This is a genomic window from Paenibacillus oryzisoli (assembly GCF_001653565.1).
GTDB classification, from domain to species: Bacteria; Bacillota; Bacilli; order Paenibacillales; family NBRC-103111; genus Paenibacillus_E; species Paenibacillus_E oryzisoli.
In genome coordinates, this window is sequence record NZ_LYPB01000073.1 from 334416 (window position 1) to 350470 (window position 16055).

Sequence of the window (16055 nt, forward strand, 5' to 3'; positions counted from 1 at the left end):
CCCCGGAGGCAATTAGTTTTTTACTTCATCTAGCGACTTGTTGAACCCGCTCAGATCGAGCACTTCATCCCCCAGCGCCGAGAGCTCGCCAGCTAGCAGAATTCGCTTGATCACTTCCTCGCCAGAGCTGGCCTGATACTTCGTAAGCAACCGGGAGTCCCCCCAATTGGGGGACACAGTAGCAGCAGCAATGAGCGCGACGTTGAATTGCTCTTCGTCAAGCCGATCGGTTTGGACACCTCGACGATCCGATCTTTCGGTACAACGCTCCCGCAGCGCAAACACCTGTTTCCCAGTTAATCCGCGCAGAATAATGGGGACGCCAACCCGGGAAAGGGTTAACGTCTTTTCTGGCAGTTGATCCGCCTCAAGCAGTTTTTGCAAAATTTGTTCATCAGTCAACATTAGATATGTCCTCCTTCAAAATGATCGAGATTATGTTAAATCCCCTTAATCGGGTCATTCAGCGTATATCCTTCGAACGTAAACGCAACTTCTTCTTTCACTTCTTCGCCGGCCGTCCAGTTCGCTAACTGGAGCTTGTCCAGCATGACATTGTTCAAAGTAATACGCTCAAAACCATAAGCATCTGGATCACCTAGTTTGGAAACAAGGCTAAATTTTTCGAATCCGCGGACGATCATATCGCTTGTTACTTTGAAGCCGCTCATCGTGCCCGTTCCCTTCATGGCACCTTTCTTGTGACGAACCCACGGATCGCCTGCCAGGTTGAGCTCTTTCTTTTGAATTTCAACATTGGCTTCTAGATGGTTGAAATTGGTTTGCCATTTACCATCAATAAATACACTTCCATATGTGCCTAAAATAACTCTACTCGCATCTAAACTCATTATTATGCCTCCCTTAATTTACGATAAATGTTCCGAAAATTTGTTCCATAACATCCGTCAATTGAGCTTCCCACTTGATATATACTTGATCGGGAGCAGGTGTAAGTACAGATCCTTGACCATAATAGGCAGGGTTCAGATACACATTGAATGCCTGGGCATCAATAACGCCTGCTTGTGCCAGTGTCTGCATATATTGCTTAGCAGCTTCTACGAGTGCGAGTCGCCCCTCTTCCGTATTGTTCACTTTCCCAATATAGCTGTCCTCCGCTGTGCGCAGCAGATCGTTACTAATCGCGTCCATGACGCGAATCGTCCGAATCTTCTTCCATGCCGTGCTCTGCCCTTGACGCAAAGAGACTAGTGCGTTCATACCGCGTAGCGCCTTCACCTTCTGACCGTCGTGAACGAATAGGAACACGCCATTCTTAACGGCATTTTCTTGTTCGCTGCGTGTAGCACGGCGTGTTACATCACTGAATGGCGATGCCGCATACGTCGTCGATTCATTCAGCTTCTGACCTGCGATGAGGCCTGCCACATAGGCGGAAATATACGCCGAGCTGTAGCTCGTACCCGCTACGATAGCACCAGTTCCAACATTCACGATAGCTTCGTGATTATAGATCGCACTCCTCGCCGCAGCTCTGCTGATGGCGTCTGCCGCCACATCGTCAGCCCCTGAGCCGCCGAGCACGGTGACAATCCCTTTGCCTTCGCTCCGCAGTCGTGTGGTCCAAGCAACGACCGAAGCTTGGATGCTCGCATCCGAAATACCATCCAGGGCCAACACTTGGAAATCCTGTGTTTCCATTGCACTCAAGGCGTTCACATAATCGGTTGCGGCAATGCCGCTTACACCCGAGTTACCTCCCGTAAGGGAGCTGCCTGCGACGGCAGCCAAGGTGCCATTACCAGGAGCAAGCACGGTTGCCGTCAACCATAGATTGCTGACATCTTGATTAATCGCATCGGCAGCAGCTTGAACTGCGGTGCCCGAGAAAGTAAAAGTCTTCAGAACAGACGTGCCTTCAAGCAGCTTAAGATCCTTCTTCGCACTATCTACGGCGTTGGTTTGTACGGTAACCGAGAAATTGTTCGCTCGTGCTCCCTCGTACTTCGCATCGAGCTTCAACACATTCGCTGAAGCAGAATCTTTCAACGTAACACTCGCTTTCGCCGCCGTTGCATCCGCGATTCGATATGCCAGCACTTTCTTCGGCTTGCCCAGCAAAGCCAGTTTCAGTACGGCCGGAGCTGTTGCTGCACCGGATTGATCCGCGCTGAACACGTCATAAATACTTTGTTCACTCGTAATTTCCACAAACTTCCGTACCGCTCCCCAATTTGCTTTCACGGGGATAATAACTGTACCTTGGCTCCCTGGCTCAATCGCACTTAGCGCAGCCGCCTCAAAATTCATATAAAATCCCGGCAATACCGGACGATCCGTCCCACTCCATGTTCCACCTGCCATTATTCCTGCACCTTCCTTTGTAAAAAGTTTTGAATGAATTGTTTCATCTCAGGAATCGTGAATACCGTTTCCGTGTTTTCGTGCAAGGCTCCAATGAGCACTTCCGGTGGACAACCGAATAGCTGCTGGGAATGGCTTAACAGCTCTTCCTTTGTATAACCAACAGCTTCAGCTGCCTCTACTTCTGCTTGACCTTTAGAAAGGCTTGTACCTTGTTTCAACTCAATCACCTCGGTTTTAAATTTGTGTTTCTGTAACCACCGTTGCCATTAAAGGTAATGCACCTATCGGAGCCGTAACTCTGCCCATTAATGCAACGGTTATTAACCCCGTGGATAAATCTCCTGAACGCATTGCCACATTCGAGTTAATGACGGTTAACCATCTGCCATCCGCATCATCAACAGGCAATTTTACCTGTTCGGCCAACCCTACCACTAACATTTGAGCAGCTAATTGATAGTCACTTGCTGACTTTGCAGCAATTTGCCCAACGTATTGTTTGGTTACCTTCGTAGTACTTTGGGAAGAAGATGCGCTCTGTAAGCTTGTACATTGCCACGATACAGCCGGTCGACATGTACCATTGAATCCACGATATACCCGCCAAGACGACCCAAGTACTGTTTCCGTAAGTTGCGAAATTGCCTCTAACCACGACTCTTCAACCGGTTGAACCTGACGAATGATCATACTGGACTTCATGAGATACCGGCCTGTCACATCCTTGTCTTGCAGTGCGGGCAGAGCCGTAATTTGTACGGTGTACAATTGGCCTGCGACCTCGATAACCCCATCGTCTGGCTCTAAAAGCTTCGTAATGACGCTCCATATTCGCTCATGTGCCCCAACAGAAGTTGTACTTCTGGCTTGCAAGCTTAGCTTACGCCAGTTATCCGGCGCATCCCATTTGAACTCTGCACTTCCGCCTGTATGGTTCAACCATATGGCTTCATCGGGTGTTGGTGGCACGTCGTCAATGAAGAGGTCAGCTCCAAGCGTCCCTGCTGCTTCTGATTGGAGATATAGAGCTATTTCCTGTGCCATATTCATCATTCACTTCTCTCACCTCCTTCCAGCTTTCTTTTTGTTTTGAAATTCAAAACATTTTTTTCTTTTCAAAACATATCTTCACTCCTTACACCTCCGCCGGAACGGTTTCTTGTGCATCTGCTTGGCAGCATCACTCCCTTGCTTGGCTACACAACGATCTTACCATACCCTTCTGGGAACGAACTGCCAACAAGCGGCCAACTTTCGGTCAACTCCCCCCTATCTTCACTTCTAGCTGCAGCATGTAGGCAAGCTTCTCAATCGCTCGCGCTTTCATCCGACGATAGGTTCGTTCACTTAGATTAAGCTCATGAAACAGCAGAAAGTCGAACGTCTTCTCCCTTTTTAAATAACGTTCCCGGATAATGCCTTGCTCTTGCTCGTCCAGACGCGACATGGCCTGCTCCAATTCATCACAAATGCTGCGCATATGTTCATCTGCTCCTCCTTCGTAGAGGGCAGCGTTCTCCGCAATTTTATCCCTTTCATTGCTGCTCGCAACCGCTCGATTACCTCTCCGCAAACTTCCCATCGCTCGATACATGCGCACGACTTCAAGCACACCCTCTACCCTTTTGCGCGTTGCCCGGCGATCCATCTGTTCTTGCTCTATATGCAACATACGTTCTACCATCCTTTGGACCATCTCCTAAAATTTGTCGTTTTGAAATTCTAAACAAATCATACGCTCTCTCGTTTAAAATTTCAACACAAAAAGTTTTGAAATTCAAAACTTTTTAGTAATCTCCTCTTGTTTTTTGCACCGTTCCGCATTTACAATAGAAACAGGTGATCAAACGATGAAAGATATGGTGCAATTCGGCATTCGAATCCGGGATCTGCGAAAGATGAACAATTATTCCCTCAGAGAGCTCGGAGAACGGTCCGGTGTTAGTTATTCATTTATTAACTCCATAGAGAATAACCGCTTCAGCCCCTCCAGGGAAACGGTTATCGCCTTAGCAGATGCGCTTCGTATTGCTGAGAAGGACGAGCTTCTGCTGCTTGCCGGATTCGCTCCAACGGAAGAGGAGTCACTCGATGGCTTGTCGGGAGAAGGTCTGGACGAAGTCGATGATCCTGATGTGAGCTTATTTTTTAAAGATTTCAAAAATGCCCCCAAAGAGCGCCGCGACGAGATGCTTCGTTTCTGGAATTTCATCAAGGAGCAGCAGCAGAACCGAACACCAGACAGCCAGCAGTAATTCATGCAAAATAAACGGCTACGCCGTCCTTTGAAGGATAGGAGCGTTTATCTAGAAATTCAGCATAATTATTATTAAGTAAACTTATGAATTTTGATATTTAAGCTAAGCCCTTATGGGCTTTTCTTTTCCAATAATAAACGAACATACATTCCCAGAATGAGGTGTGTCAACCTGTTCACTCATTACCAAGCAACTCCCCTTGAACAGTGGGTAGAAGACTTATATCAACAACATAGCATCACAACTCCAGCTCAACTTACGGTAACGAACTTGGCTGCCAAACTGCATATTTGGGTATATACGATGGATATGAACAGCATGGCTATCGAAAAAAATGGCTTATTCAGCATCAATGTTGACCGCCGCCTATCCGTCAAAGAACAGTGGGAGGACTTCCTGCATGAGCTGTGTCATGTGCTTCGCCATTCTGGCAACCAGATGGTGATGCCGGATCGCTATGTCGATTGGCAAGAACAGGATGCCTCTGCGTTTCAGCTCTACGCGGCTATTCCTATGTCCATGCTGAAGAAACTGTCGCTGCCCCAGCATAAGAATGAAATGGTCGCCTTTCTTTCCGATGAATTTCAGGTGAGTTATCGGCTTGCTAATGAACGAATTGAACAAATCCAGCGGCGCGTCCTGCAAGGAATTCTGGATCATGAATACCAACAATTGTCACAGAGCCAAGTGAGGACGTACGATTCAGCCAACTGGTCCGATGCTACCCGCGCCATTATGAACAAGCTAGAGCAATTAAAGCGCAGAGGGGGAATGGCCGATCGTCAAGCTAGCCGTCTTCTATGACTTTCATGAAGAACACATACACCCCCTACTCCTGGCGCTGCGTTTTCGGCCTAACGAGCTAGACTTTAGTAAGTCCACCCTGTACATACCGATTCGTGCTCCTTTCCAGCAGCTACATGCCGAAGAAATCCTCGATTTAGAAGTCGGCATCACCGTGCTGCTCGAGGATCTCATCGTCAATCCTGCACGGCCTGCTTCCATCGGCATCAGCCTGTCTAGAATCAAGCAACGACACCAGCTGCTGCTCCAAGATCAGCCTGCGATTGAGCAATTATGGATTCGCATGACTGACATCGAAGAGGTGCTGCAGATGGAGATCCGCTCCTACTACAGGTGGTCTTGGATATGACCACAAGGTGCAGATATTCACCCAAACCTAACGGTTCTAGTTCAATTTCTCTAAGCCTCACCAGAGTTACGGAACGTGGTTCCACTATTTTCCTAAATAAGCACTAGACCGAAAAGTTACGGAACCTGGTTCCGCTAAATGGTCGATTTGCAACCTGAATCCCCGAAAAAACCAACCGAATAAAGGAAGCACGTTCCGTTAGCTACACAGATTACTCTTTCTGGGTGAAATAGCGGAACGTAGTTCCCTTTCGCCAACATCGGTGTCCCCGCTGAAGTGATGGCCATAACTAAATAAAAAACCATACATCCCTTGAACATAACGTTCAATTGGGATGTATGGTTTTTCGCTTTATAGCGTTCAACTCGCCGCGTAATTACTCAGCGATATACGAACAAATGTAGTCGCTCACTGTTTTCACTTCGAGCTTGAATTTCGCGTTAGCTGGCACGGTGAACTCACCTTGACCGCTGATTGTAATCCACTCTGCGCTGCCTGGAAGCAATACGTTCAGCTCACCAGCTTGGATTTCCATGATTTCTTTCACATCTGTTCCGAATTCATATTCACCTGGAAGCAGAATGCCTAGTGTTTTCTTCGTGCCGTCTGCGAACTGCACAGTGCGGCTTGTTACTTTTCCATCGAAATAAACATTAGCTTTCGTAAGTACCGTTACATTTTCAAAGCTTGACATGATGAATAGTTCCTCCTCTAAAATGCTATAAATAAGTGCAAATCGAGGCCCAGACTTAGCTGAGCCCCTGCCACTCTATTAACCTAACAAAGCTTTAACGCGTGCTGCAACGTTCTCTGGCGAGAAGCCGTATTCTCTAAGAACTGTATCCCCTGGCGCGGATGCCCCGAAAGTGGAGATACCAAGGATGGAACCTTCGTCCCCAGTGTAACGCTCCCAGCCAAGTGGGTACGCCATCTCAACAGCAAGACGCTTCTTCACGCCTGGCAAGATAACGGAATCTTTGTATTCTTTGGATTGCTTCTCGAATAGTTCCAAGCTCGGTAGGCTGACAACGCGAACGTTGATGCCTTCGGCTTGAAGCAATTTTTGAGCCGCGACAGCCAGTTGAACTTCAGAACCTGTTGCTAGGATTTGTGCATCTGGTTGACCGTTGGCAGCATCGGATACCACGTATCCGCCTTTGCTTAGGTTCGCTTTAGCTCCTTCAACCGTACCTGGAAGGATTGGCAAGTTTTGACGAGTCAAGACTAGCGCAACTGGACCTTTCGCTTCAGCAATCGCATAGCGCCAAGCTTCGGATGTTTCGTTACCATCAGCAGGACGGATAACTGTGATGCCTGGAATCACGCGAAGTGCCGGTAATTGTTCGATCGGCTCATGCGTCGGTCCATCTTCACCAACAGCGATACTATCGTGTGTTAGAACGTAAATAACAGGAAGCTGCATTAGTGCTGCAAGTCGGATGGATGCACGCAGGTAATCAGAGAATACGAAGAATGTTGCTCCGTAAACTTTAACGCCACCATGTAGCGCCATACCGTTCATAGCTGTACCCATACCAAACTCACGAACACCGAACCATACGTTGCGACCAGCATAGTTGCTAGCGCTGTAGTTGGATTCGCCTTTGATCATCGTGTTATTGGAGCTAGCTAGATCCGCGGAACCACCGATCAATTGCGGCAATTTGCCTGCAACAGCATTGATCGCATTACCAGAAGCAACACGTGTAGCCATTGGCTTGTCTTCTGTCGTGTATTTCGGAAGATCAGCATCCCAACCAGCAGGAAGCTCACCGTTCACAGCAGCGCTGAATTGGTTGCCAAGCTCTGGGTACGCTTTGATGTAATCGTTCAAAAGGTTGCTCCAAGCTTCTTCAGCTGCAGCGCCTTCGCGTCCAATTTCCGCATAGTGAGCACGAACTTCGTCCGGAACGTAGAAATCCGGCTCTTCCGGCCAGCCGTATGCTTGCTTCGTCAATTTCACTTCATCGCCGCCGAGTGGGGATCCGTGAGGTCCAACGTGACCACCTTTACCACCTTTGTTCGGGGAACCGAAGCCGATTGTCGTTTTCACTTCAATCAAGGTAGGACGTGTTGTATCAGCTTTCGCTTCTGCAATCGCCTTGGAGATAGCAGCAAGGTCATTCTGCTCTTCAACGCGAATAACTTGCCAGCCGTATGCTTCGAAACGTGCTTGTACGTTTTCGGAGAATGCCATATTCAATTCGCCATCAAGCGAAATATCGTTGGAATCGTACATCATGATCAATTTGCCTAGTTTCAAGTGAGCTGCTAAAGAAACTGCTTCAGAAGAAACACCTTCCATCATATCGCCATCACCGCAAATCGCGTATGTATAGTGGTCGATAACTGGGAAGTTTTCTTTGTTGTACGTCTCTCTCAAGTGAGCTTCAGCCATGGCCATACCTACTGCCATACCTACACCTTGTCCAAGCGGACCCGTCGTTGCGTCGACACCAGCTGTGTGACCGTACTCTGGGTGGCCTGGGGTTTTGCTTCCCCATTGGCGGAAATTCTTGATCTCTTCCATTGGCAAATCATAGCCACATAGGTGAAGCAAGCTATATAGAAGCATGGATCCGTGTCCTGCAGATAGAACAAAACGGTCACGGTTGACCCATTTAGGATTCGATGGATTGTGTTTCATATGTTGTTTCCAGAGTACGTAAGCCATTGGTGCAGCTCCCATTACCATACCTGGGTGTCCTGATTTAGCTTTCTCAACCGCGTCAATACCTAATGTACGGATCGTGTCGACAGCTAATTGTTCAATTGTTTTCGTTGATGCAGTCATTCGATAATTCCCTCCATTATTTCTGTATTTTCAAAAGCTAACTAACTTGTACATACAAGTGACTTTACTCGCTTGCATTATTGTACCATTTGCTTTAAGGCTTTGCCACAATAAGCAGTTAAAACGTTTAAAGCTTTAACCTATGTATAAATAGGCTGTACCCATAGATGGGTACAACCTGACTTTTCAGTTAAACACAACCGTCTTGTTATTGTGGACGATAATTCGATCTTCCACATGCCAAGCTACTGCACGTGCAAGAACGATCCGTTCGATGTGACGACCAATTCGTTTCAAATCCTCGACATTATCCCGGTGACTCACACGCTGAACGTCCTGCTCAATAATCGGTCCAGCGTCTAGCTCATCTGTCACATAGTGCGCTGTCGCACCAATAATCTTGACTCCGCGGTTATGCGCTTGCGCATAAGGCTTACCGCCTACAAAAGCAGGTAAGAAGGAGTGGTGGATATTGATGATGCGATTAGCGTAATTTTGGATAAACGATGGTGAAACAATCTGCATGTAACGAGCAAGTACAATCGCATCCACGCTGTCGCCAACAAGCTCAAGCTGGCGCTGTTCCGCTTCCGCTTTGGTTGCCGCGGTAACCGGAATGTGATGGAATGGAATGCCGAAGGGCTCCACCAGAGATCGCATATCATTATGATTAGAGATTACCATCGCGATATCAGCGTTGAGATCCCCTGCACGCCAATGCCATAACAACTCCAGCAACGCATGGTCTTCCTTCGAGACGAAGATCGCAATTCGCTTCTTCTGACTTGCCAATGAAAGACTCCAGTCCATCGAGAACTTCTCAGCAACGGTGGAGAAATCTGCTCTTAATGTCTCTACGCGACTCGCCAGTTCTGTTAAATCGAATTCAATTCGGATGAAAAACATACCGCCCTCTGGATCCATCGTGTACTGATCCGATTGGACAATATTTGCGCCATATTCAAATAGAAATTGTGATACGGCTGCTACAATACCCGGCTGATCCGGGCAAGATATTAGCATTCTTGCTCTATTCTCTAAATCGCTTCCTCGGCGATTTGAGCTATTGGTGGTTCCCGCTTCCATCTGTATCCCCCTAGCAATTCTGTCTCTCTCTCATTTAAGCCTTCTTCAAGATGTCATTTCCAGCAAGCCAAACAATCAATCGTTGATTAATTTGTTCTTCGCTTAGATCAGCGAAAAGGCGTTCCTCTTGAAGAATATCATACAAACGTTCCAGCGGCTCACGTCCATCCGCTTTCTTCGCTTTCGCATCATTTTTGAGCAATTCCCATGTTTTGAGAACGAAGTCACGGTAGTGAATATCTTTCTTGTTCATCAAGAAGTCAATTCGCTCCACTTGATCCAGGAACTCGCCACCAAAGCGACCACTTAAGTTGCCGGTTAGCAACGCAATTTCCGCTTCATACATAGGGCGCTGCGTCTTGTCTTCTTTCCCAATCCATGGGGTTTCGAGAATCATTGGCAAATGTTGCAGCTTCTCATGGTTCGCAATATTGTTCATCGCTTCGAAGCCGATCCAGCCTGAGCCCAGCGGTGCGTGGCGATCCTTCGCCGCTCCGCGCGAATTCTTGCTGTCATTCAAATGAATGACACCGAGCTTCTCAAGGCCAATCGTGCGATCGAAATGATGCAGCACGCCGTCCAGATCATTCACGATATCATAGCCGGCATCATGAATATGGCAAGTGTCCATACAGACCGTCAACTTATTGTTGAACTCTACGCGCTCCATGATTTCCGCGATTTCCTCGAAGCTGCGGCCGATTTCGGTCCCTTTGCCAGCCATCGTTTCCAGCGCAATGTTCACGTTCGTGTCTTTGACCCCAGCGAGCACTTCATTCAAGCCATCAGCAATTCTGGCAATCCCATAGTCGGCATCCTTGTCCGTATAAGCACCGGGATGAAGCACGATGTTGCGAACACCGATGTAATCCGTCCGACGAATTTCCTCTTGAAGGAAACGTACCGCAAGCTCGAATGAATCTTCTTTGTAAGAACCCAAGTTAATAATGTACGGTGCATGAACGACGATTTCATTCATCGCATGCTTGTCCATCACAGCTTTGCCTTCTTCAATATACTGCTCTTCGATCGGTTTACGGCGCGTATTCTGCGGTGCGCCCGTGTATATCATAAACGTGGATGATCCGTAGGAAACGGCTTCTTCTGCTGCATTGAGTAAGCCTTTATCTGAGAACGAAACGTGTGATCCAATTTTCGGCATAGTCCATAACTCCTTTATTAGTAGCTGCTACCCTCCTATTTTACTCGTATTGTCGCAAGAAATCTAGAAATAAGGTATAATTCTTACTATCTATGTGAAGCAAATTAGCGAGGTGACAAATAAATGGCGAATGATTTTTTCATGTGGTTTATCATTTTCTGGGTATGCGTGTTGCTTTTATTCATGTCTATCGGCGGTTACTTTATGTTCCGCAAGTTTATTAAGGTCCTTCCCAAAGAGGACGGCAAGTCCAAACTGGATTGGCAGAATCATTACGTTGACACGTCTCGGCATCTATGGACAGCAGAATCCAAAGCATTTCTCGACCAGTTAGTGTCGCCGGTACCAACAGCTTTCCGTGATATTGCCAAGCATTCCATCGCCGCGCGTATCGGACAAGTCGCCCTAGAGGCCCATGCCAATGAGGTCACAAGAGAACACTGTATCGAAGGTTACATCCTTGCAACGCCGAAGCGCGATTATCGAAGCTTGACTAGCTTCTTGGAGAAGCAACAGATTGATTACAGCGCATTCAAACATTTATTAAATTAATCGATAACACGCCCCCTTCTACAAGGGGGCGTGTTTGGTGTCGCTATGGCTATTCCCATCCCTTGTAACTAATAATTCGCGCCGGAACACCTGCAACAACAGCATTATCAGGCACATCTTTCGTTACGACCGCATTCGCACCAATCATCACATTATTGCCAATCACGATTTTCCCAATAATTTTGGCTCCTGGTGCCATATATACCTTATTTCCAATATGCGGTACGCCCTTCTTCTCCCCCCTGCCTGCAATTCCAATCGTAACGCCCTGTCCAATATTGCAATGCTCACCGATAATCGAATCCTGATGAACCACGATCGTACCGTAATGAGGTAAGTAAACCCCTTTGCCAATCTTCGTTCCCAGCGGAATTTGAATGCCCATCACGATGGACACACATTTATGTAGGATAAACAGGATGATGTATAACACTTGTTTGATAACCGGAATTCTCATATGATCCCTCACATAGCTTCCTGCGCGATAAATGATGAGATACCACAGGGGTTCATGCAGAAGGAACATTTTCATTTTGGATACTACACTAACGTGGCTTCCTACTTTTACATAGCGATTAATGTCAGCTCTTAGGTTCGTCATCAAGGCCTCTCACCACTCTGGTTAACAAATTTGTTGGGCTGATTTATAGCGCTTTGAGAATCTGAGCCGGCAACTCTGCTTGTTCCACGACAGAAGGAATTTCACTAGCAAGTTTATCCCTTAATTCCTGCCTATTCTGCCAACAACGATCGATCATCCGAATGAACGACTGCTGTTCAATATCCGAGATATCCACCACATAGTCATGTAAGCCAAGCATTTCCATGATGCCTCTCGTTTTATGTTCATAATTAATGGCAACAGTCGGGATATGATTGGAGAGCGCGAAGATATTAGAGTGCATTCTAGTTCCAACGAACATATCCATTTTAGAATATAAATATTTTAATTCGCGAGGGTGGAAATCGAACGACAACAACTCCGCAATTCGCGCATCTATGCCTGCTAGCACTTCTCTGCTAATAATTCTGTCATCATTAAAGTCATTAGGCCCAAGCACTTGCGGCATCAACAATACCTTCCCTTTGTACCTTTGATGAATAAACTGAATCGCATGACGGATACTTGCTATATATTTGGACCTATAGGCTTGCGTATCGGTAACCTCTGGGAAATTCCAGTCTCTCACCGTGAACCCAATAATAGGGCCCTCATGTGACGCCTTAATGTCCTCCATCAGACTATCTATCCGTGGCGAACTAACCTCTCCCATGGAAAAGGCGGAATCAGGAACAAGCATCACGTTCTTATTCTTGCACCCGATTTTCTCAAGCCACCGCATGGATACAGCTTCTCTTAGAAAGATGTGATCTACTTTATCGAGAATCTCCTTCGCCAACTTTTGCATATAGGTATTATAGAAAGGGCCAATGGATTGCGAATAAATAACAACGGGCTTGCCATAGTCGAAAGCGGTTTTAATTTGAACCAGGTGCTGCATAAGCGCTACGCTAAATCGGTGTGAAAGTAAAAATCCCCCGCCACAACTGACAACCACATCCGCCCATTCGTAATCATCTGATTTTATTTTCCTTACATTCTTCAAATTCGGCAGCAGCTTTAAGACTGATCCAATCTTTTCTATTTTCGACGTATCCGGATCTATAGAAACATTATCTACACAAGCGTTAACCTGTTCTTCATAAAATTCATTGTCAATTTCCGGGAATCGACTGTGAATTCGAATAGAGCAATCTACATTGTGTTTTTTGATCGCGTCGATCATCGAAAGAACAATGCCTGCATCTCCTTTATTTTTGGAAGAATGCGCATTAATAAGCAAGATATTCATCCTAGCTTCATCTCCTTTTTCCTACGAAAGAGCAGCTTCTTCATGAGACCGATAAGGTCGTCTTCTTTCATAACGAGTAATAGAACAATAAAAATGAAGTAGGCAAACATCGCGTATAAGCTTAATCCAATGACCGTGTAATATCGATTAACGACGAGTAGACTTCCGAACAAAGGAACCAGCTTCAGCAAATAGACGGCCAATCCACATCCCCCCATTGCGACAGTTAGTTTCATCATTTTTCGTATAAAATCTCTCGACCATATGGAAGCTTGCTTCCTCTTGAGTAAAATAGCCGTAATAACCGCTGTAAGTATAAAAGAAATACTAGCTGATAGCCCAATCCCCATAACCCCGCTGCTCCTCACAAGGATATAACTGAGAACCATGTTTACCACTGTGCCAGCTATCATGATATACGTTGGCGTTCGGGTATCTCCGAAACTATAAAAAGCTCTTAATGTGACCTCTCTGAACCCAATAGCGAGAATCCCTAGGGAATAGGCCCAGAAAATCGTAGAGGTCATTGCCGTGGCTTGCGAATCAAAACTTCCTCTTTCTAGAAGGGTTTGAACGATTGTCGGACTAAACGACATAAATATGACGGTAAGTGGCATGAGGAGGATGAACAGTGTAAATAGACTATTGTGCGTAAGTGTACTCACTTTGTCGTAATCTTGGTTATGGGATAGCCGCGACAACTCAGGAAATGTAAGTGTGATGATGGGCGTAATGACTATACCTGTCGCGATTCCCCTTAAATTAAAGGCATACGATAGTGCCGCGATGGCGCCCTCTGAAATGCCTGAAGCCAGTATGCGGTCTACGATCGCGTTACATTGATTGAAGCCAGAGCTAAACAGGATCGGGTACAGCAATAGCAGGAATTTCTTAGAGTCAGGCCTCCAAAGTTCCACGTGTTTCACGACTTTATAATGATGGCCCTTCAGTAGGATGAAAAGTATGGCAAGCTGTATGACATAGGCGATTAGCGTTGTAACGGCGATACCAACCATACCGTGCTTATCACCAAACAACCACAGATAGGCAATAATGATGAGATTATTAGGAAGAATACTCGCCGCCGAAGCCATATAGTCATGAAATGTATTTAACATTAAGGTATAGATTTGAATAGCTATAACTATAAAAACGAGCGGAAATAAGATTCTCACAAGCGTTATCGCCATAGCTTCCGCTTCCGCTGTTAATCCAGGGGCAAGTAGATGGATGACATGTTGTGTAAACACGATCACCAGTGTATAGGCCACGATAAATATTGAAAAAAACAAGAATAAGACATTGTTCGTAAAGACATTTGATGTCTTTTTATGGGAAGCAACTTGAACATATAGTGGGAGGAAAACGCTGCTGAGTGTGAAGGAGAAGGTGATAGCCAACATCGCCGGCGTTAACGCAACGTAATAAGCATCTGCCAATGAAGAAGTCCCGTAATTTCGGGCTATCAATATTTCTCTTGTAAATCCGAGTACTTTACTTACCATTGTGATCAAAAATAAAACCATCCCCGTTTTAAACAGGACTCGAGTCATAGGCATACTTCCTTTGTGCATAAAGTTGTACGCTCACATGACTGCTTCTTACGTTGTCCACTTGAGAGGCCGCCATTCCCATGACCGCAAAAATAAAAATATACTGGGGCGAGCCATTAAATATTTGTTCCCCTAACGACTCAACCAAGCTCTGAATTATAATAAATAGAGCAAAGAGAAGAAAAACTTTCCCATTCTTGCTAACGCTGGCGTCATGCAATTTCACATAAATCCCTCTCATGATGTAGAGAAAGAAAGAGATAAATAGGATAGTCCCCAGTATACCAACCTCGCCAATAATGGATGGCCAGTACGTATCGGTTGCCCACTTCGGATCATCGGGGCTCAAACCGTATACACTTTGTAAGCCATACTCGTAATAAACAGGACTGTAGTCGACTCTCGCCATCCAACTTCCGAATCTCCCGAATCCTTCACCTAGCGGAAAATCTTGAAGCCCGATTGTAAACCCCGTGTGATATAAAGCCTTACGGGCGGAGTCCATATAGTCTACGGAAATATATCTGTCTATGGTTAACAAGGTCAGATTCTGTATCATGTCTCCAAAAAATAAATAGACGAGGATGCCTACACACACAAGGGCTGCCGAATATATACGCCTTTTCATGGCAACCAACAGGAGGATAACGACAATCGTCAGCAACACTTTAAATCGCAGCGAAAGAAACGCTAGTAGGAAGAAAAGAACCGTATAGATGAGTGATTTGTTGTGCTTCTGAACGAGATAATTCGCCAAATAGTACAAACCTACAAATACCATAAACCAACCATAGGTACCCGGATGAATAAAGAAAGATTGTACACTGACTAGATTAGATCTCGCATCGACTAGATTATTCGTGTGCAGCAAATTTCGAAACTGCTCGTGAAACAAGAGATCCACTAGCGCACAGAGAGCAGCCAGACCTCCAAGAATCGTAAAGAGACGTATCCATGGCCCCGTATTATTTTCGTTCATCGATACGTTTTTAAAAATAAAGAATAATAAGAATCCTTTTATCGTTAATAGTCCACCTGTGAATGTCGTACTTATGGGTACGTGATGAATGGCGCTGGATAGCAGCCCGAAAAACAAAACGCCTATCGTAATGAGCGACAAGATCAATGTACTACTTTTCATCTTAAAATTAGATCTAACCATGATGATACCAATGCTGCCAATAATGAAGAATTCATCTACATAAGATAAATACGTGCCTAAGGTGTTGTTCAATTGAATGGTGATAAGATCCTGAGCAAACATGAAGAGTACGAAGCACAAGAAACATCTCATCGTTAGGCTCATTATGAAT

The 16055-nt window shown here is 45.9% G+C and carries 17 protein-coding genes; 3 read left to right on the plus strand and 14 right to left on the minus strand.

Annotated features, from left to right (window positions below):
• Nucleotides 1-12 precede the first annotated feature (12 nt).
• The 6 genes from A8708_RS19755 to A8708_RS19780 all read right to left on the minus strand — a co-directional run bounded on the left by A8708_RS19755 (nt 13) and on the right by A8708_RS19780 (nt 4015).
• A complete protein-coding gene (locus tag A8708_RS19755) occupies nt 13-405 on the minus strand; it encodes a phage tail assembly chaperone (protein WP_068666527.1) in 393 nt (130 codons plus the stop codon).
• Nucleotides 406-440: 35 nt separating this feature from the next.
• Entirely contained in the window at nt 441-851 is a 411-nt protein-coding gene (locus tag A8708_RS19760; protein WP_068666529.1) for a phage tail tube protein, read from the minus strand.
• Between the two features lie 13 nt (nt 852-864).
• The gene (locus A8708_RS19765) at nt 865-2328 is read right to left on the minus strand and encodes a phage tail sheath subtilisin-like domain-containing protein (RefSeq protein WP_068666531.1); all 1464 of its coding nucleotides are present in this window, start codon (nt 2326-2328) and stop codon (nt 865-867) included.
• Nucleotides 2328-2558: a hypothetical protein gene (locus A8708_RS19770; protein WP_239696775.1), complete on the minus strand. Its 231-nt coding sequence runs from the start codon at nt 2556-2558 to the stop codon at nt 2328-2330. Before A8708_RS19770 ends, A8708_RS19765 begins: the two co-directional genes overlap by 1 nt.
• A gap of 7 nt (nt 2559-2565) precedes the next feature.
• A complete protein-coding gene (locus A8708_RS19775; protein ID WP_204787600.1) occupies nt 2566-3375 on the minus strand; it encodes a minor capsid protein in 810 nt (269 codons plus the stop codon).
• Between the two features lie 214 nt (nt 3376-3589).
• Nucleotides 3590-4015 (minus strand): ArpU family phage packaging/lysis transcriptional regulator, encoded by a 426-nt coding sequence (locus A8708_RS19780; protein ID WP_068666538.1) that lies wholly within the window; start codon nt 4013-4015, stop codon nt 3590-3592.
• A gap of 166 nt (nt 4016-4181) precedes the next feature.
• Between A8708_RS19780 and A8708_RS19785 the strand changes: the two genes are divergently transcribed.
• Together A8708_RS19785 and A8708_RS19790 are read left to right on the plus strand one after the other, a co-directional pair.
• A complete protein-coding gene (locus tag A8708_RS19785) occupies nt 4182-4586 on the plus strand; it encodes a helix-turn-helix domain-containing protein (protein WP_068666540.1) in 405 nt (134 codons plus the stop codon).
• A 159-nt stretch (nt 4587-4745) separates the two neighbouring features.
• A complete protein-coding gene (locus A8708_RS19790) occupies nt 4746-5393 on the plus strand; it encodes an ImmA/IrrE family metallo-endopeptidase (protein ID WP_082927641.1) in 648 nt (215 codons plus the stop codon).
• A gap of 725 nt (nt 5394-6118) precedes the next feature.
• On the opposite strand, the gene ppnP is transcribed toward A8708_RS19790, so the two are convergent.
• The 4 genes from ppnP to A8708_RS19815 all read right to left on the minus strand — a co-directional run bounded on the left by ppnP (nt 6119) and on the right by A8708_RS19815 (nt 10784).
• Nucleotides 6119-6436 carry a pyrimidine/purine nucleoside phosphorylase gene (gene ppnP, locus A8708_RS19800; RefSeq protein WP_068666546.1) on the minus strand — a complete coding sequence of 106 codons (318 nt, stop codon included), beginning with the start codon at nt 6434-6436 and terminating at the stop codon, nt 6119-6121.
• 78 nt (nt 6437-6514) lie between these two features.
• Nucleotides 6515-8536 carry a transketolase gene (tkt, locus tag A8708_RS19805; protein ID WP_068666548.1) on the minus strand — a complete coding sequence of 674 codons (2022 nt, stop codon included), beginning with the start codon at nt 8534-8536 and terminating at the stop codon, nt 6515-6517.
• Nucleotides 8537-8722: 186 nt separating this feature from the next.
• On the minus strand, nt 8723-9622 hold the full coding sequence (gene purU / locus A8708_RS19810) for a formyltetrahydrofolate deformylase (protein ID WP_068666551.1): 900 nt from the start codon (nt 9620-9622) through the stop codon (nt 8723-8725).
• Nucleotides 9623-9656: 34 nt separating this feature from the next.
• On the minus strand, nt 9657-10784 hold the full coding sequence (locus A8708_RS19815) for a deoxyribonuclease IV (RefSeq protein ID WP_068666553.1): 1128 nt from the start codon (nt 10782-10784) through the stop codon (nt 9657-9659).
• 123 nt (nt 10785-10907) lie between these two features.
• On the opposite strand from A8708_RS19815, the gene A8708_RS19820 reads away from it, so the two are divergent.
• Nucleotides 10908-11336, plus strand: a complete 429-nt coding sequence (locus tag A8708_RS19820; protein WP_068666555.1) for a DUF2621 domain-containing protein — start codon at nt 10908-10910, stop codon at nt 11334-11336.
• A 49-nt stretch (nt 11337-11385) separates the two neighbouring features.
• Here A8708_RS19820 and A8708_RS19825 read toward each other — a convergent pair whose 3' ends face one another.
• The 4 genes from A8708_RS19825 to A8708_RS19840 are packed head-to-tail and all read right to left on the minus strand — an operon-like array spanning nt 11386 to nt 16036.
• Nucleotides 11386-11937 (minus strand): serine O-acetyltransferase, encoded by a 552-nt coding sequence (locus tag A8708_RS19825; protein ID WP_068666557.1) that lies wholly within the window; start codon nt 11935-11937, stop codon nt 11386-11388.
• Between the two features lie 43 nt (nt 11938-11980).
• Nucleotides 11981-13189 (minus strand): polysaccharide pyruvyl transferase family protein, encoded by a 1209-nt coding sequence (locus A8708_RS19830; RefSeq protein ID WP_068666559.1) that lies wholly within the window; start codon nt 13187-13189, stop codon nt 11981-11983.
• Nucleotides 13186-14742: a murein biosynthesis integral membrane protein MurJ gene (murJ, locus tag A8708_RS19835; RefSeq protein ID WP_068666561.1), complete on the minus strand. Its 1557-nt coding sequence runs from the start codon at nt 14740-14742 to the stop codon at nt 13186-13188. The genes A8708_RS19830 and murJ overlap by 4 nt, the downstream gene beginning before the upstream one ends.
• Complete coding sequence (locus A8708_RS19840; RefSeq protein WP_204787601.1) at nt 14723-16036, minus strand: hypothetical protein; 1314 nt, start codon at nt 16034-16036, stop codon at nt 14723-14725. The genes murJ and A8708_RS19840 overlap by 20 nt, the downstream gene beginning before the upstream one ends.
• Between the last annotated feature and the right edge of the window lie 19 nt (nt 16037-16055).

What these genes read in the sequence shown, in the direction of transcription:
- A8708_RS19755 (WP_068666527.1), bottom strand. Translation starts at nt 405, where the DNA reads ATGTTGACTGATGAACAAATTTTGCAAAAACTGCTTGAGGCGGATCAA.
- A8708_RS19760 (WP_068666529.1), bottom strand. Translation starts at nt 851, where the DNA reads ATGAGTTTAGATGCGAGTAGAGTTATTTTAGGCACATATGGAAGTGTA.
- A8708_RS19765 (WP_068666531.1), bottom strand. Translation starts at nt 2,328, where the DNA reads ATGGCAGGTGGAACATGGAGTGGGACGGATCGTCCGGTATTGCCGGGA.
- A8708_RS19775 (WP_204787600.1), bottom strand. Translation starts at nt 3,375, where the DNA reads ATGGCACAGGAAATAGCTCTATATCTCCAATCAGAAGCAGCAGGGACG.
- A8708_RS19780 (WP_068666538.1), bottom strand. Translation starts at nt 4,015, where the DNA reads ATGGTAGAACGTATGTTGCATATAGAGCAAGAACAGATGGATCGCCGG.
- A8708_RS19785 (WP_068666540.1), top strand. Translation starts at nt 4,182, where the DNA reads ATGAAAGATATGGTGCAATTCGGCATTCGAATCCGGGATCTGCGAAAG.
- A8708_RS19790 (WP_082927641.1), top strand. Translation starts at nt 4,746, where the DNA reads ATGAGGTGTGTCAACCTGTTCACTCATTACCAAGCAACTCCCCTTGAA.
- ppnP (WP_068666546.1), bottom strand. Translation starts at nt 6,436, where the DNA reads ATGTCAAGCTTTGAAAATGTAACGGTACTTACGAAAGCTAATGTTTAT.
- tkt (WP_068666548.1), bottom strand. Translation starts at nt 8,536, where the DNA reads ATGACTGCATCAACGAAAACAATTGAACAATTAGCTGTCGACACGATC.
- purU (WP_068666551.1), bottom strand. Translation starts at nt 9,622, where the DNA reads ATGGAAGCGGGAACCACCAATAGCTCAAATCGCCGAGGAAGCGATTTA.
- A8708_RS19815 (WP_068666553.1), bottom strand. Translation starts at nt 10,784, where the DNA reads ATGCCGAAAATTGGATCACACGTTTCGTTCTCAGATAAAGGCTTACTC.
- A8708_RS19820 (WP_068666555.1), top strand. Translation starts at nt 10,908, where the DNA reads ATGGCGAATGATTTTTTCATGTGGTTTATCATTTTCTGGGTATGCGTG.
- A8708_RS19825 (WP_068666557.1), bottom strand. Translation starts at nt 11,937, where the DNA reads ATGACGAACCTAAGAGCTGACATTAATCGCTATGTAAAAGTAGGAAGC.
- A8708_RS19830 (WP_068666559.1), bottom strand. Translation starts at nt 13,189, where the DNA reads ATGAATATCTTGCTTATTAATGCGCATTCTTCCAAAAATAAAGGAGAT.
- murJ (WP_068666561.1), bottom strand. Translation starts at nt 14,742, where the DNA reads ATGACTCGAGTCCTGTTTAAAACGGGGATGGTTTTATTTTTGATCACA.
- A8708_RS19840 (WP_204787601.1), bottom strand. Translation starts at nt 16,036, where the DNA reads ATGAGATGTTTCTTGTGCTTCGTACTCTTCATGTTTGCTCAGGATCTT.